At 65.8% G+C, this 14,826-nt stretch carries 12 protein-coding genes; 4 read left to right on the top strand and 8 right to left on the bottom strand.

The window, feature by feature from the left end:
- Positions 1–256: 256 nt before the first annotated feature.
- The 8 genes from U1701_RS10110 to rpiA form a co-directional block, all read right to left on the bottom strand.
- A complete protein-coding gene (locus tag U1701_RS10110; RefSeq protein ID WP_147079614.1) occupies positions 257–439 on the bottom strand; it encodes a hypothetical protein in 183 nt (60 codons plus the stop codon).
- Positions 439–894: a GreA/GreB family elongation factor gene (locus tag U1701_RS10105; RefSeq protein WP_332782443.1), complete on the bottom strand. Its 456-nt coding sequence runs from the start codon at positions 892–894 to the stop codon at positions 439–441. Before U1701_RS10105 ends, U1701_RS10110 begins: the two co-directional genes overlap by 1 nt.
- Position 895: 1 nt before the next feature.
- Positions 896–1,639 carry an HAD-IIB family hydrolase gene (locus U1701_RS10100; RefSeq protein ID WP_332782442.1) on the bottom strand — a complete coding sequence of 248 codons (744 nt, stop codon included), beginning with the start codon at positions 1,637–1,639 and terminating at the stop codon, positions 896–898.
- Entirely contained in the window at positions 1,636–2,442 is an 807-nt protein-coding gene (locus U1701_RS10095) for a Cof-type HAD-IIB family hydrolase (RefSeq protein ID WP_332782441.1), read from the bottom strand. The genes U1701_RS10100 and U1701_RS10095 overlap by 4 nt, the downstream gene beginning before the upstream one ends.
- Positions 2,439–3,422 carry a phosphogluconate dehydrogenase (NAD(+)-dependent, decarboxylating) gene (gene gnd, locus U1701_RS10090; RefSeq protein WP_332782440.1) on the bottom strand — a complete coding sequence of 328 codons (984 nt, stop codon included), beginning with the start codon at positions 3,420–3,422 and terminating at the stop codon, positions 2,439–2,441. The genes U1701_RS10095 and gnd overlap by 4 nt, the downstream gene beginning before the upstream one ends.
- Positions 3,423–3,560: 138 nt before the next feature.
- Positions 3,561–4,685, bottom strand: coding sequence for a transaldolase (gene tal, locus U1701_RS10085; RefSeq protein ID WP_332782439.1), 1,125 nt, complete (start codon positions 4,683–4,685; stop codon positions 3,561–3,563).
- A complete protein-coding gene (gene tkt / locus U1701_RS10080) occupies positions 4,685–6,778 on the bottom strand; it encodes a transketolase (protein ID WP_332782438.1) in 2,094 nt (697 codons plus the stop codon). The genes tal and tkt overlap by 1 nt, the downstream gene beginning before the upstream one ends.
- A gap of 68 nt (positions 6,779–6,846) precedes the next feature.
- Positions 6,847–7,521 carry a ribose-5-phosphate isomerase RpiA gene (gene rpiA / locus U1701_RS10075; protein ID WP_332782437.1) on the bottom strand — a complete coding sequence of 225 codons (675 nt, stop codon included), beginning with the start codon at positions 7,519–7,521 and terminating at the stop codon, positions 6,847–6,849.
- A 190-nt stretch (positions 7,522–7,711) separates the two neighbouring features.
- Here rpiA and U1701_RS10070 point away from each other — a divergent pair, with 190 nt between their 5' ends.
- Genes U1701_RS10070 through U1701_RS10055 form a run of 4 tightly spaced genes read left to right on the top strand, consistent with a single transcriptional unit; the run spans position 7,712 to position 14,798 of the window.
- Entirely contained in the window at positions 7,712–8,956 is a 1,245-nt protein-coding gene (locus U1701_RS10070) for an efflux RND transporter periplasmic adaptor subunit (RefSeq protein WP_332782436.1), read from the top strand.
- 6 nt (positions 8,957–8,962) lie between these two features.
- Entirely contained in the window at positions 8,963–12,211 is a 3,249-nt protein-coding gene (locus tag U1701_RS10065; RefSeq protein WP_332782435.1) for a multidrug efflux RND transporter permease subunit, read from the top strand.
- A complete protein-coding gene (locus U1701_RS10060) occupies positions 12,211–13,818 on the top strand; it encodes an efflux transporter outer membrane subunit (RefSeq protein WP_443026029.1) in 1,608 nt (535 codons plus the stop codon). The genes U1701_RS10065 and U1701_RS10060 overlap by 1 nt, the downstream gene beginning before the upstream one ends.
- Positions 13,815–14,798 (top strand): NAD-dependent epimerase/dehydratase family protein, encoded by a 984-nt coding sequence (locus U1701_RS10055; RefSeq protein ID WP_332782433.1) that lies wholly within the window; start codon positions 13,815–13,817, stop codon positions 14,796–14,798. The genes U1701_RS10060 and U1701_RS10055 overlap by 4 nt, the downstream gene beginning before the upstream one ends.
- Positions 14,799–14,826 lie beyond the last annotated feature (28 nt).

Raw genomic sequence — 14,826 nt, 5'->3', positions numbered from 1 at the left:
ATGCGGGGCCTTACACGCATACCTCTCCCCGGCGAAGGCCGGGGCCCAATTGGGGAACGCTTGGGACGGGGGACTGCGCTTCGTTAAGGCCGCCTTCCCAATTGGGCCCCGGCCTCCGCCGGGGTGGGGGGAGCATTAACCCCTTCCGTCATCCTGACGAAAGTCAGGATCCAGGATTACGGGCGCTGCGCTGCTTGGCTCTGGATCCTGACTTTCGTCAGGATGACGGGGGATGGGGGTTCCGCTCTGCCTACCGTCAGCGCAACTTCGCGATGTTCAGCCCGTCCGCCTTGGCTCGGTCCTTCACGGATTCCTCGCTGCGCGTCATCGCCTTGGCGATCGCCTTCAGCGCCATACCCTTCTTCGCCAGCGTGTGCAGCTTCTGGATCTCGTCCTGCGTCCAGGGCTGGCGATGGCGTTCGAACTTCTCGGCAGCCATCAGCGGATTTCCAGGATTTCGATCGCGTCGTCGCGACCATTGAACGCGACGCGTTCGCCGACCATCGCCCCGATCAGCGCGCGGGCGAGCGGCGCGGAGAATGCCAGGCGGTCCGCGCCGGGCTCGGCCTCGTCACCGCCAACGATGGCGATCGTCCGCTCCGCGCCATTCATCCGAACACGAACCGTGGATCCGATCCCGACCTCGCCCGCCTCGGGCGCATCCGCCAGTTCGGCCGTCGTCTGCCGGGTATGCCAATAGCGCAGGTCGCGCTTCAGCACCTCGAGCGCGACCGGGTCGGTCTCGACCTCGATCGCAGCCTCGATCGCCTCGACCCGCTCGCCGATCAGCGCAAGTCCGCGCGGAGTCACCAGATTGGGCCCCGGCGCGATTGGCATCTCGAATTTGGGTTCGAGATGCTCTTCGTCGCTGTCGCGGCGGAACGCGACGCTCATGCTATTTCAAGCATGCGACGATGCCGGCGATCGCGGCTAGCGTGCCCTCGGGGTTCTTGACCTTGACGACGTCGAGCCCGAGTTGCTCAGCCGGATAATCGTTGCCGCCCGGGAAGATCGCGTCGCCGATGAACATCATAGCCTCGAGCGCGATCCCGCTCGTCTCGCTCAGCTTCTTCAAGCCATACGCCTTGTCGACACCTTCACGCGTGATGTCGATCGAGGTCGCGCCGCCCATGTTGATCGACAGGCCCGGCAGCCGCCGGCGCAGGTCGGCCTGGATCACCTTGCGCTTGGCGAAATCGGGGTCCCAGTGCTCCTTGGCATCGATCGGCGCCTGCTGGCCGAGCGCGGAGAAGGTGATCTGGCTGCCGCGATCCTCGATCCGCTCGCCCCAGGTCTGCTCGGGGACGAAGCCGGTCGCATGGAGCGACGCGTCGAACGCTTCGAGGATCTTGTGCTTCTCGTCGTCCTCGAACAGCTCGGCATAGACCACCCGCCATTCGCCGTCATAGCGATAGAGCTTGGTGCCGGTCGTCGGCATCAGCCACAATTTGGTGCGGTCAGCGCGCTCGGGCAGGCGGCTGGCGACCTGCTTTTCGAACTGCGGCCAGTCGCCGCCCGAGATCACCGCGACATGCGCGACCTCGAGCAGATCGGCGAGCGCTTCGCCCATCGGCTCCAGCAGCGCCTGCTTGCTCTCGGCCAGCGTTCCGTCGAGGTCGAAGGCAACCAGTTCTTTCATGCGGGAACTCCAAGGATGAATGTATCGATCGCGCGTGCAACACCGTCGGCGTCGTTCGCCGACGTCAGTTCGTGCGACACCGCGCGAACCGCCTCAGGCGCGTTGCCCATCGCGATCGACAGGCCGGCGCGCTTCAGCATCGAAATGTCGTTGGCCTGGTCACCGATCGCCGCGGTCTGCGCAAGCGGCACGCCGAACGCGTCGGCCAGTTCGCCTATGCCGGTGCCCTTGTTGCCCGCGAGCGGCGTGATGTCGAGATAATAGGTCTGGCTCTGGACGATCGTCGCCTGCTCGCCGAACTGCGCCGCAACCTTGGCGTGCAGATCGCGCAACAGCGGCTCGTCATCGCTGACGAAGGTGATCTTGTCGGCGCGCGCCATCATCTCGCCGAAGTCGGCGATGATGACCGGATCCTGCGCGGAGGCCTTTCGCTCGCTGCCGACATGCCCGCCCTGGTCGGTGCTGGCGTACCAGATGTCGTCCGCGAACACCCAGGTGTCGACGGGTGCATCGCCGATGATCGCCATCGCCCCGCGCGCGACGGTCTCGTCGATCATGTGGTGCTCGATCACGGTCCCGTCGCGCTTGAAGACGATGCCGCCGTTAAACGCGCCCATCGGTTCGTCGATGCCGAGGAGATCGGCGATCGGCATCATCCCCGAACGCGGGCGGGCGCTGATGATCGTGAAGCCGATGCCGGCCGCCTTCAGCCGTGCGACCGCGTCGACCGTCGCCGGCGCGACCTGCTTCTGCTTGTCGACCAGCGTGCCGTCGACATCGGACACGAGCAGGCGGATGCTCACTGCGGGATCTCCACATGCCCGCCAAAGCCGAAGCGCATCGCCGACAGCAATTTGTCCCCGAACGTGTGGTCCACCCGGCTGCGATAGCGCGCGTAGAGAGCGGCGGTCAGCACGTTGGCGGGGACCTTCTCCTCCATCGCGGCGTCGATCGTCCACTGGCCTTCGCCCGAATCCGCGACGCTGCCGGTGAACTGTTCGAGATTCTGGTCCTTGGCGAGGCCGATCGCGGTCAGATCGAGCAGCCAGGACGAAATCACACTGCCGCGGCGCCATACTTCGGCGATGTCGGCCATGTTGAGATCGAACCGCTGATCCTCGGGAAGCTTCTCGGACGACTTGCCCTTCAGGATGTCGAAGCCCTCGGCATAGGCCTGCATCAGGCCGTATTCGATGCCGTTGTGCACCATCTTGACGAAGTGCCCCGCACCCGCCGGACCGGCATGGATATAGCCCTTCTCCGCGCGCGGATCCTCATGGGCTTCTTCACGGCCCGGAGTCCGGACGATCGTGCCCATACCCGGCGCGAGGGCGTCGAAGATCGGGTCGAGCAGGTCGACGGTGTCCTTGTCGCCGCCGATCATCATGCAATAGCCGCGCTCGAGGCCCCAGACGCCGCCCGACGTGCCCACGTCGACATAGTGGATGCCCTTGTCCGAGAGCGTCTTCGCGCGGCGGATGTCGTCCTTGTAGAAGGTATTGCCGCCGTCGATGACGATGTCGCCTGCGTTCGCCTTTTCCGCGATCGTCGCGATCGTATCCTCGGTCGGGCCGCCGGCGGGGAGCATCACCCACCAGATCGCCGGCGACGCGAGCTTGCCGCGCATGTCGTCGAGCGACGACGCGCCGATCGCGCCGTCGGCGGCGAGGGCTTCCACAGTGGGCACGTTGCGGTCGAAGGCGACGACTTCGTGGCCGTTCTTCATCAGGCGGCGGGCGATATTGCCGCCCATGCGGCCGAGGCCGATCAGTCCGATCTTCATGCGGGATCCTTCGTGATTGTCGTACCAAGCAAAGCGCGTCACCCCGGACTTGTTCCGGGGTCCACCGTGCCGCACACCCCAAGCCATCGGGTTCGCGGAACAGTGGATGCCGGAACAGGTCCGGCATGACGGCGGAGATCAGGCCCCGGCGGGCTGCTTCTTCGCGATCGACCCGAGCAGGTCGTCGAACGCCTTCACGAACGACGCGACACCCTCCTGTACCAGCTTGCCGGTGACCCCGTTGAGGTCGAGACCCAGCCGGTCGGCTTCTGCGAGCACGTGCTTGGCCTGCTCGACATCGGCAGTGATGGTCTCCGCCGCAGTGCCGTGATCGCGGAATGCGTCCATCGTCTTCGGCGGCATAGTGTTGACCGTGTCCTTGCCGATCAGCGTGTCGATGTAGAGCGTGTCAGGATAGGCCGGATCCTTGACCCCGGTCGACGCCCACAACAACCGCTGTGGCTGCGCGCCCTTGGCGGCCAGCGCCTGCCAGCGATCCGACTTCAGGAAATCGAGATACCATTGATACGCCAGTTTGGCGTTGGCGATCGCGACCTTGCCGCGGATCGCCTTCAGCGCTTCGGCCTCGGCATCGCCCTTCTCGACACGCGCATCGATTTCCTTGTCCATCGTCGCATCGATGCGGCTGACGAAGAAGCTGGCGACGCTCGCGATCTTGTCGATCGGCTGGCCGTGCTTCACCCGCTCCTCGAGCCCGGTCGCATAAGCCTCGGCGACGCGAATATACGCGTCGAGCGCGAACAAAAGCGTGACGTTGACGTTGATTCCTGCGGCGATCGTCGCCGAAATCGCCGGCGCACCCGCGAGGGTCCCCGGGATCTTGATCATCAGGTTCGGGCGGTCGACCATCTTCCACAGCTTCTGCGCCTCGGCGATCGTCGCGTCGGTGTCGTCCGAGATGTACGGCGACACTTCGAGGCTGACATAGCCGTCCTTCGCGTCGAGCCGGTCGTACACCGGCTTCAGCGTCTCCGCCGCGGCCTTGATGTCCTGGATCGCGAGGTGCTCGTAGCGGTCGATCGTGGCGGCGCCGGGATGCTCCTTGTCGTACGCCGCGAGCGTGCCGTCATACGCGTCGCCGTGGCCCATCGCCTTTTCGAAGATCGACGGGTTCGACGTCACGCCGGTCAGGCCGTCCGCATCGACCAGCTTCTGCAGGCCGCCGGCCTCCAGAAACTTGCGGTCGACGAAATCGAGCCAGACGGCCTGGCCGAAGCCTTCGAGCTGGTTGAGCGCACCCATCACTTGGTCTCCATCGTTTCGCGGGCGACCTTGACGACATTGTCGACGGTGAACCCGTATTTGTCGGCGAGTTTCGCCAGCGGCGCAGACGCGCCGAACGTCGTCATCGCGATCACGCGGCCCGACAGACCCACATAGCGCGCCCAACCGATCTCACCCGCCATCTCGACCGCGACACGCGCGGACACCGCCTTGGGCAGCACGCTTTCCTTGTAGTCCAGATCCTGCAGTTCGTAGCGATACCAGCTCGGCATCGACACGACGCGGCTCTTGACGCCGTCGGCGATCAGCTTTTCGTGCGCGTCGACGACAAGCGAGAGTTCGGATCCGGTCGCGATCAGGATCACGTCGGGCGTGCCGTCACAATCGGCCAGCACATAGCCACCCTTCGCGACACCATCCGCGCTCGCATATTTAGTGCGATCGAGCGTCGGCAGCGCCTGGCGCGACAGCACCAAGGCGGTCGGCGTGCTCGCATCCTGCATCACCGCCTTGTAGGCCGCGGCGACTTCGTTAGCGTCGCCGGGCCGGATCGTGTCGAGCCCCGGGATTGCGCGCAGCGTCGCCAGATGCTCGATCGGCTGATGCGTCGGGCCGTCCTCGCCGACGCCGATCGAATCATGCGTGAACACCCAGATCGCGCCGATCTCCATGATCGCCGAGAGCCGGATCGGCGCGCGCATGTAATCGGAGAACACCAGGAAGGTGGAGCCGTAGGATCGCAGGTGCGACAGCGCCATGCCGTTCACGACGCCGCCCATGCCGTGCTCGCGCACGCCGAAGTGGAAGTTCTGGCCGGCGTAGTTGTTCGCCTCGAACGAGGGCTTGCCCTTGATGTCGGTCTTGGTCGACGGCGCCAGATCAGCCGAGCCCCCGATCAGCCACGGCACGCGTCCCGCAATCGCGTTGAGCACCTTGCCGCCCGAATCGCGGCTCGCGAGACCCTTGGCATCGGCCTCGAACACCGGAATGTCGGCGTCCCAGCCCTCGGGCAGCTCGTCCTTGAGCAGCAGGTCGAGTTCGGCCGCCATCTCGGGATAGTCGGTGCGATACTGATCAGTCATCGCGACCCATGCGTCGCGCAACTTCGCGCCGCGATCCGCGATCGTGCCGTGGAAATGCTCGACGACGCCGTCGGGCACGTAGAACGATTTGTCCTCCGGCCAGCCATAGGCCTTCTTCGTCAGGCGGATATTCTCTTCACCGAGCGGTTCGCCGTGCGCCTTCTCGCTGCCCGCCTTGGGGCTGCCATAGCCGATCACCGAATGCACGACGATGAAGGTCGGCTTGTCGGCGGTGGCCTTGAACGTCTGGATCGCCGCCGCCAGCGCCTTCACGTCATTGGCATCGTCAATATGGATGACGTTCCAGCCATAAGCCTGGAAGCGCAGGCCGACATCCTCGTCGAAAGCGAGATCGGTATCGCCCTCGATAGAGATGTGGTTGCTGTCGTAGATCCAGCACAAATTGCTGAGCTTCAGATGCCCGGCCAGGCTCGCAGCCTCGGCGGCGACGCCTTCCATCATGTCACCGTCACCGCACACGGTGTAGACGTCATGGTCGAACAGCGGGAAGCCGTCGCGGTTGTAGCGCGCGGCGAGCCAACGCTCGGCGATCGCCATGCCGACCGAGTTGCTGCACCCCGCGCCGAGCGGCCCGGTGGTCGTCTCGACGCCCGTGGTATGGCGATATTCGGGGTGGCCCGGGGTCCGCGACGACAGTTGGCGGAACTGGCGGATATCCTCGAGGCTGACCGCCTCGTTGCCGCTCTTCTCGCCGTCCGCGCCGATCTCTTCGATGCCCGCCAAGTGGATCAGCGAATAGAGCAGCATCGATGCATGACCGACCGACAGCACGAAGCGGTCGCGATTGGGCCAGTCGGCGTGCGCGGGATCGTACCGCAGGAACTGCGACCAGATCGTGTAGCCGACCGGCGCCAGCGCCATCGGCGTTCCGGGGTGGCCCGAATTCGCCTTCTGCACCGCGTCCATCGACAAAGTGCGGATCGTGTCGATGGTCAGCCGCTCGATCGAGCCGTCCTCGTGCAGCTTCGGGTCCGCCGTGGGGGCAGCGGCGGTTCGGGTATCGGTCATGCAAAAAGCCTCGCTCTAGACTGTACCGAACGCCGCGCGTTCGATTGGGTTGCCACGTTGCCGAACCCTTAGGCGGATGCGTCGCGGCGTTCCAGCCGCGTAACAAGTCCGTTGTCTGCAATATAGGCGGCGTCGACCTCGTCGAGGAAAAGCCCGTGCCCGAGCACACCAGGGATCGCCGCAAGCGCGATTCCCAGTGCCCGCGGATCGTCAAGCAGCGCGAAACGACAGTCGACGACGAGGTTTTGCTGGTCGGTGCGATAGTCTGGCCGGACGACCGGATTGCCCCCGATCTCGGCAAGCCTTTGCATTACATATGTTTGGGCGAACGGCAGGACTTCTACCGGGACCTTCGCCGCGCCGATCCGCGCGACCCGCTTGGAACCGTCGCCGATCACGATCATCCGTGCCGAACTTGCGCCGACGATCTTCTCGCGCAGCATCGCGCCCCCTGCCCCCTTGATCGCGAACAAGTGGTCATCGATCTCGTCGGCGCCGTCGATCGTCAGGTCGACCTGGCCGACCTCGGCGAAGTTGATAACCGGAATTCCGACGTCGCGCGCCAACCGCTCGCTGGCCGCCGATGTCGCCACCGCGCGGATCGCGAGTCCCTGCGCGACCCGCTCGCCGAGCGCGGCGATCGCAAACGCCGCGGTCGATCCGGTGCCAAGGCCGACGAGCATGCCGTCCTGCACCTCGATCACCGCGGCCAGCGCCGCCGCCCTCTTGTCGCTATCGATCATCAGCCCACCCGCACGTCATCCCGGGCTTGTCCCAGGCTACAGGACCACAAACGCAGCGTCCGTCACCCTGGATCCCGGGATGACGGACACCCAACGCACACCGCTTTTTTGCGTGTGCTGTGCAACGGACACACTTCTGGTACATTTCCTGATTAGGGCGCCCCATCCCCGATCGCGAGCGGAACCAGATTTGACAGCAAGACTTTTCGCGAGGCCGTCCGCCTCGACAGGAACCGCCTTAACCCTCATCGCGATTGCGCTCGCGGGCTGCTCCGGCGGCGGAGACCAGTCGCAAGGCAAGGGCAAGGGCGCAAGCGCACCGGGCCAGGGCACGCCGACCGTGGGCTTTGTCGTCGTCCAGCGGACCAGCGTTGCGGTGCCGACCGAACTCAGCGGCCGGACCACCGCGTTCGAAAGTTCCGACGTGCGACCGCAGGTGACCGGGATCATCCGCCGCCGCTTCTTCACCGAGGGCACGCTGGTAAAGCGCGGGCAGCCGCTCTACGAAATCGATCCGCGGCTGTACCGCGCCGCGACCAACGAGGCGCAGGCCAATCTGCAGAGCGCGCAGGCCAACGCCCAGGCCCAAGGCGTGCTGGCCGCCCGCTACAAGCCGCTCGCGGACATGGAGGCGATCAGCAAGCAGGAATATACCAACGCGATCGCCGCATCGCGCCAGGCCACCGCATCGGTCGCACAGACCCGTGCCGCGCTGGAAACCGCGCGGATCAACCTGAAGTTTACCACCGTCCCCGCACCAATCAGCGGTCGCATCGGCCGCTCGCTGTTCACCGTTGGCGCGCTCGTGTCGGCCACCCAGACCGATCCGCTCGCGCAGATCCAGCGGCTCGATCCGATGTTCGTCGACATTCAGCAGTCCGCTGCCGACATGCTCGCGTTGCGCCGGTCGCTCGGCAAGGACGGCATCGTCGCGACCCGCGCCGAGGTGCGTCTCGCGCTGGAAGACGGCAGCGATTACGGCCTGACCGGCACGGTCGAGTTTTCCGAAGCACTGGTCAATGTCGAGACCGGCACGGTGACGGTGCGGGCGCGCTTCCCCAATCCGCAGGGGCTGTTGCTGCCCGGCATGTTCGTGCGCGCGCGGTTCTCGCAGGCCATCAACACCAACGCCTTCCTGGTGCCGCAGGCCGCGGTCGCGCGCGACCCGAAGGGCAATGCCACGGTCTATGTCGTCGACGCAGCGAACAAGGCCGTACAGAAGACGGTCAAGGCCGATCGCACCGAGGGTGCGTTCTGGGTCGTGACCGGCGGGCTGAACGCCGGGGACCGCATCGTCACGCAGGGCTTGTCGAAGATCGTGCCAAACCAGAGCGTCAAGCCCGTACCGGCCAATTCCGCGCAGGTGATCAAACCGCCATCGAAGGAGGAGCAGGAGAAGTCCGGCAGGTCCGGCGCGCAGAGCAAGGGCGGCTGACCGCAGATGCTATCCAGAATCTTCATCGATCGCCCGATCTTCGCCTGGGTGCTCGCAATCATCGTAATGCTCGGCGGCGTCGGCGCGATCATGGGTCTGCCGATCGCGCAATATCCTGACGTCGCCCCGCCGCAGGTCTCGGTGCGCGCCAGCTTCCCCGGGGCCAATGCGCAGACGATCCAGAACAGCGTCACGCAGGTCATCGAACAGTCGCTGACCGGTATCGACGGGCTGCTCTATTTCAGCTCCTCGTCCAGCTCGCGCGGATCGGTGACGATCACCGTCACCTTCGCCAAGGGCACCGACCCCGACATCGCGCAGGTCCAGGTCCAGAACCAGGTCCAGCAATCGCTGTCGCGTCTGCCCAGCCAGGTCCAGCAACAGGGTCTGGTCGTCCGCAAGTCCAATCCGGACAATCTGCTTATCGTCGGCGTCTATGACGAGACCGACAAGATGACCAACCAGGACGTCTCGGACTATCTGGTCTCGAATCTGCAGGACCCGCTCGGGCGCATCCCCGGAATCGGTGACAGCAACGTGTTCGGCGCGCAATATGCGATGCGGATCTGGCTCAACCCGAACAAGCTTGCCGCGGTACAGCTGATCCCCAGCGACGTCATCACCGCGATCCAGCAGCAAAACACCGAAGTCGCGGCCGGCGAACTCGGCGGCCAGCCTCAGCCCGATACGCAGATGCTGAATGCGACCGTCACCGCACAGTCGCGGCTGCAGACGCCCGAGCAGTTCGCCAACATCATCCTCAAGACGCAGTCCGACGGCGCCACCGTCACGCTGAAAGACGTCGCACGGATCGAACTTGGCGCCGAAAACTATAACGCGCGCAGTCGTGTCAACCGCCATCCGGGCGCGGGCATCGCCGTCCTGCTGGCGCCCGGGGCCGACGCGCTCAAGACCGCGGAACTCGTCAAGGCGTACATCGCCGAGGAAGCCAAGAGCTTCCCGCCTGGTCTGAAATACGCGTACGCCAACGACACCACCGACTTCATCAAGCTGTCGATCGAGGAAGTCGTCAAGACGCTGATCGAGGCGATCATCCTCGTCGTCATCGTCATGTTCGTGTTCCTGCAGAGCTGGCGCGCGACCCTTATTCCGGCGATCGCGGTGCCCGTGGTGCTGCTCGGTACGCTTGGCATCTTCTATCTCGCCGGCTTTTCGATCAACACGCTGACGCTGTTCGGGCTAGTGCTCGCGATCGGCCTGCTGGTCGACGACGCGATCGTCGTCGTCGAGAATGTCGAGCGGCTGATGGAGGAGGATCCCGACCTTTCGCCGCGCGATGCGACCGTCAAGTCTATGGACGAGATTACCGTCGCGTTGATCGCGATCGCGCTAGTGCTGTCGGCGGTGTTCCTGCCGATGGCGTTCTTCGGCGGTTCCACCGGCGTCATCTATCGCCAGTTCTCGATCACGATGGTCGCAGCGATGATGCTGTCGGTCGCGGTAGCGCTGATCCTCAGCCCAGCCCTGACCGCGACTCTGCTGAAGCAAAAGAAGACCGATGCGAACGGCGATCCCGAGCGAAGCTGGGGTCAGCGCACCTTCCCGAAGACGTCCCACTTTTTCAGCCGCGCAGGCGACAAGTTCAACACCACCTTCGACCGCGGCGTGGTGAAATACACCGGCGCAGTAAAGGCCGTCGTCGCGCGGCGGTGGCTGTTCCTGCTGATCTATGCCAGCGTCGTCGCGCTGCTGGCGGTGCTGTTCCTGCGCCTGCCGACCGGCTTCCTGCCGACCGAGGACCAAGGCGCCGGCATCGTCCAGTTCCAGCTGCCCGCGGGCGCGACGCAAGGCCGTACCTTTGCGCTGCAGAAGCAGATCGAGAACTATTACTTCGAGAATGAGGGCAAGAACGTCGGCACGATGTTCACCGTGTCGGGCGGCGGCGGCGGCGGTGCCAGCGGCCAGAACACCGGCCAGGGCTTCGTCTCGTTCGCGCCGTGGGACGACCGCAAGGGCAAGGACAACACCGCCGAAGCGATCACCGGCCGCGCTTCCGCGGCGTTCCGCGGGTTCCGCGATGCGCAGGTCTATTCCCTCGTGCCGCCGGCGGTGCGCGGGCTGGGCCAGTCGAACGGCTTCACGATGGAGTTCCAGAATTCGGGTGGTCTGTCCGCCACCGAATTCGCGGCAGCGCGCGACAAGCTGCTGGCGGCCGCACGCGCGGACCCCTCGCTTGCGTCGATCCGCCTGACCGAGCTGCCCGATGTCGCGACGTTGAAGGTCGATATCGACCAGCAGAAGCTCGCCGCACTCGGGCTGAGCCAGGCGAACGTCAACGCGACCCTGTCGACCGCCTGGGGTGGCAATTACGTCAACGACTTCATCGATCGCGGGCGTGTGAAGCGCGTCTATGTCCAGGGCGATGGACCGTACCGCGCCGAGCCGTCCGATCTCAGCCAGTGGTTCGTACGCGGCAGCAACGGCCAGATGGCGCCGTTCTCGTCGTTCGCGACGACCAGCTGGAGCCAGGCACCGACGACGCTGTCGCGCTTCAATGGCATCGCATCCTACGAGATCCAGGGCTCAGCGGCACCGGGCAAGAGTTCGGGCGACGCGATGGAGCGGATCGCGCAACTCGCCGGGGAAATCTCCGGTACCTCGGTCGCTTGGGCGGGGCTGTCGTATCAGGAACGCCTGTCCTCGGGCCAGGCGCCGTTCCTCTACGGGCTTTCGTTGCTCGTCGTGTTCCTGTGCCTCGCCGCGCTCTATGAGAGCTGGACGATCCCGATCGCGGTGATGCTCGTCATCCCGCTCGGCTTGGTGGGCGCGATCCTCGCGGTCACGCTGCGCGGGCTGATCAACGACGTGTATCTGCAGATCGGTCTGCTCACGACGATGGGGCTCGCCGCCAAGAACGCGATCCTGATGATCGAGTTCGCCGAGCAGGAGGAGAAGAAGGGCGCAAGCGTGATGGATGCGGCATTGTCGGCGGCGAAGATTCGCCTTCGCCCGATTCTGATGACGTCGTTCGCGTTTATCCTCGGCGTGCTGCCGCTCGCGATCTCGACCGGCGCCGGCGCCAACAGCCGAATCGCGATCGGCACCGCGGTGATTGGCGGCATGCTGACCGCAACTCTGCTCGCGATCTTCTATATCCCGTTGTTCTTCGTGCTCGTCCGCCGCGGCGCGCGCGATGGCATCGCCAAGTTGCGCGGCCGACCGACCGGCCATCAGGGCGGTGGCCACAGGAATGACGATCCGCCCATGGGGCCCCCGAAGCCGGAGCCAGCATGATGCGTTTTCTTCCCCTGTTGATCGCAACGACCGCGCTGGCCGGCTGTTCGCTCGCGCCCAAATATGCGCGTACCGAACTCCCGGTGCCGCCGTCCTGGCCGGTCGGCGATGCGTATCTACGGCAGTCCGAAGCAGCGCTGCCCGCAATTACCTATCGCGACATCTTCCGGGACCCGCGCCTGCAGTCGCTGATCGTCCAGGCGCTCGCGAACAACCGCGACCTGCGCGTCGCCGCGGCGAACATAGCCTCGGCGCGCGCGCAATACCGTATCCAGCGCGCCGACCTGTTGCCGCAGGTGGATGCCAGCGGCCGCTATTCCTATTCGGGCGGCGGCAACGGCGCGCGCAGCACCGCGATCAGCGGCAGTAACGGCAATGGCGGTACTGGTACCGGCGGTACGGGCACCGGGACGGGCGGTACGGGTACGGGGGGAACGGGTAGCGGCACCGGAACGGGCGGAACCGGCACCGGCGGCACCGGATCGGTGGTCAGCACCTCGGGCTCGAACAGCTCCTTCTCGGTCGATCTCGGCTCCACCGCGTTCGAACTCGACCTGTTCGGGCGCATCCGATCGCTGACCGGCGCCGCGCTCGACCGCTATTTCGCGACCGAGGCGGCGGCGCGCGCGACGCGGCTGACTCTGGTCGGCGACATCGCCAACGCCTGGCTGAGCTATGCCGCGGACCAGAGCCTGCTGAAGATCGCGCAGGATACCGCCGCCAGCGCGCAACGCAGCGTCACGCTGACCACCGCGCGGTTGCGCGGCGGGATCGCGCCGCGCACCGACCTGCGCCAGGCCGAACAAGTCCTGTACACCGCGCAGTCCGACCTGGCGGAACAGCGGACAGCGCTCGCGCAGGACGTCAACGCGCTGCAGCTGCTGGTCGGCGCGCCGATCGATCCCGCACTTCTGCCCGCGTCGATCGATCAGGCGCTGCCGACGCTCGCCACGTTGCCCGCCGGGCTCGACAGTGGGATCCTGCTGCGTCGCCCCGACGTGGTCCAGGCGGAATACGAGCTGCGCGCCGCCAATGCCGAAATCGGCGCAGCGCGCGCCGAGCTGTTCCCGCGTGTTTCGCTGACCGGGCTACTGGGGTTCGCCAGCACCGCGCTGTCGTCGCTGTTCACCGGCGGCGCGTTCAACTATTCGGTCGCGCCCTCGATCAGCGTCCCAATCTTCCGCGCCGGCGCAGGCGTAGCGGGCGTCCAATATTCGCGGGCGCAGCGCGACGTCGCGCTCGCCAGCTACGAACGGTCGATCCAGGTGGCGTTCCAGGAGACGTCCGACGCGCTCGCCCGCCAGGGGACGCTCGCCGACCAGCTGCAGGCCAACCGCAACTTCGCCGCCGCCGCAGCGGATACCTTCCGCCTGACCGATGCGCGGTACCGCGGCGGGATCGACACCTTCCTCACCAGCCTCGACGCGCAACGCCAGCTCTACACCGCGCAGCGCAATTTGGTGGCGACTCAGCTGGTCGGCGGGCAGAACCGCGTGACATTGTACCGCGTACTCGGCGGCGATTCGACGCTGGAGACAACCGCGAACGGCCCCCGCCCCGTCACCGCGGCGGGGGCACCGCGATCTGAGGAGAGCGTGACACCATGACCGTCCTGGTTACCGGAGTTGCCGGGTTCATCGGCATGCACGTCGCGGGGGTTCTTCTGGCACGCGGGGAACGCGTCGTCGGGATCGACAACCTCAACGACTATTATCCCGTGAGCCTGAAGCGTGCCCGGCTCGCGCAGCTGAGCGGCGACTTTACCTTCCACCACGTTGATTTTGCCGACAACGCCGCGCTCGACGCCGCGACCGACGGCGAAGCGTTCGACCGCATCGTCCATCTCGGCGCCCAGGCCGGGGTGCGCTACTCGATCGACAATCCGCGCGCCTATGTGCAGTCGAACTTGGTCGGGCACGTCAACATCCTCGAGCTCGCCCGGACCCGCCGGGTAGCGCATCTCGTCTATGCGTCGTCCTCCTCGGTCTATGGCGGCAACGAGACGTTGCCGTTCCGCGTCGAGGATCGCACCGATCACCCCGTCTCGCTCTATGCCGCCACCAAGAAGGCGGACGAGCTGATGAGCGAGACCTATGCGCATCTCTACCGCGTGCCGCAGACCGGCCTGCGCTTCTTCACCGTCTACGGTCCGTGGGGGCGGCCCGACATGGCGCTGTGGCTGTTCACCCAGGCGATCCTGGAAGGACGGCCGATCAAGGTCTTCAACCACGGCCGGATGCAGCGCGACTTCACCTATATCGACGACATCGTCGCCGGCGTGGTCGCCGCGCTCGATCATCCGCCCGCCGACGACGGCGCGGCGAAGGCGGGTGGCAGTGTCGCCCCGCACACGATCTACAACATTGGCAACCACCGCTCGGAGGAGCTCGGGCGGATGATCGACGTGCTCGAAGCCGCATGTGGGCGCGAGGCGATCCGCGACTATCAGCCGATGCAGGATGGCGACGTGCCCGCGACCTATGCCGATATCTCGGCGATCCAGCGGGATCTGGGTTTCACCCCGACGACGGCGATCGATACCGGGATCCCGAAGTTCGTCGAATGGTATCGTGACTATACACGTTGAATGCGGCGGCGCGGGCGCCGTGCGACGC

This window comes from Sphingomonas rhamnosi (assembly GCF_036663615.1).
In the GTDB taxonomy this organism is placed as follows: Bacteria; Pseudomonadota; Alphaproteobacteria; order Sphingomonadales; family Sphingomonadaceae; genus Sphingomonas.
The sequence above is the reverse complement of the archived record's forward strand: the minus strand, read 5'-3'. Positions and strand labels throughout refer to the sequence as shown.

Excerpts from the sequence above, each read along its gene's own strand:
- U1701_RS10110 (WP_147079614.1), bottom strand. The coding sequence starts at position 439 with ATGGCTGCCGAGAAGTTCGAACGCCATCGCCAGCCCTGGACGCAGGAC.
- U1701_RS10105 (WP_332782443.1), bottom strand. The coding sequence starts at position 894 with ATGAGCGTCGCGTTCCGCCGCGACAGCGACGAAGAGCATCTCGAACCC.
- U1701_RS10100 (WP_332782442.1), bottom strand. The coding sequence starts at position 1,639 with ATGAAAGAACTGGTTGCCTTCGACCTCGACGGAACGCTGGCCGAGAGC.
- gnd (WP_332782440.1), bottom strand. The coding sequence starts at position 3,422 with ATGAAGATCGGACTGATCGGCCTCGGCCGCATGGGCGGCAATATCGCC.
- tal (WP_332782439.1), bottom strand. The coding sequence starts at position 4,685 with ATGGGTGCGCTCAACCAGCTCGAAGGCTTCGGCCAGGCCGTCTGGCTC.
- tkt (WP_332782438.1), bottom strand. The coding sequence starts at position 6,778 with ATGACCGATACCCGAACCGCCGCTGCCCCCACGGCGGACCCGAAGCTG.
- rpiA (WP_332782437.1), bottom strand. The coding sequence starts at position 7,521 with ATGATCGATAGCGACAAGAGGGCGGCGGCGCTGGCCGCGGTGATCGAG.
- U1701_RS10065 (WP_332782435.1), top strand. The coding sequence starts at position 8,963 with ATGCTATCCAGAATCTTCATCGATCGCCCGATCTTCGCCTGGGTGCTC.
- U1701_RS10060 (WP_443026029.1), top strand. The coding sequence starts at position 12,211 with ATGCGTTTTCTTCCCCTGTTGATCGCAACGACCGCGCTGGCCGGCTGT.
- U1701_RS10055 (WP_332782433.1), top strand. The coding sequence starts at position 13,815 with ATGACCGTCCTGGTTACCGGAGTTGCCGGGTTCATCGGCATGCACGTC.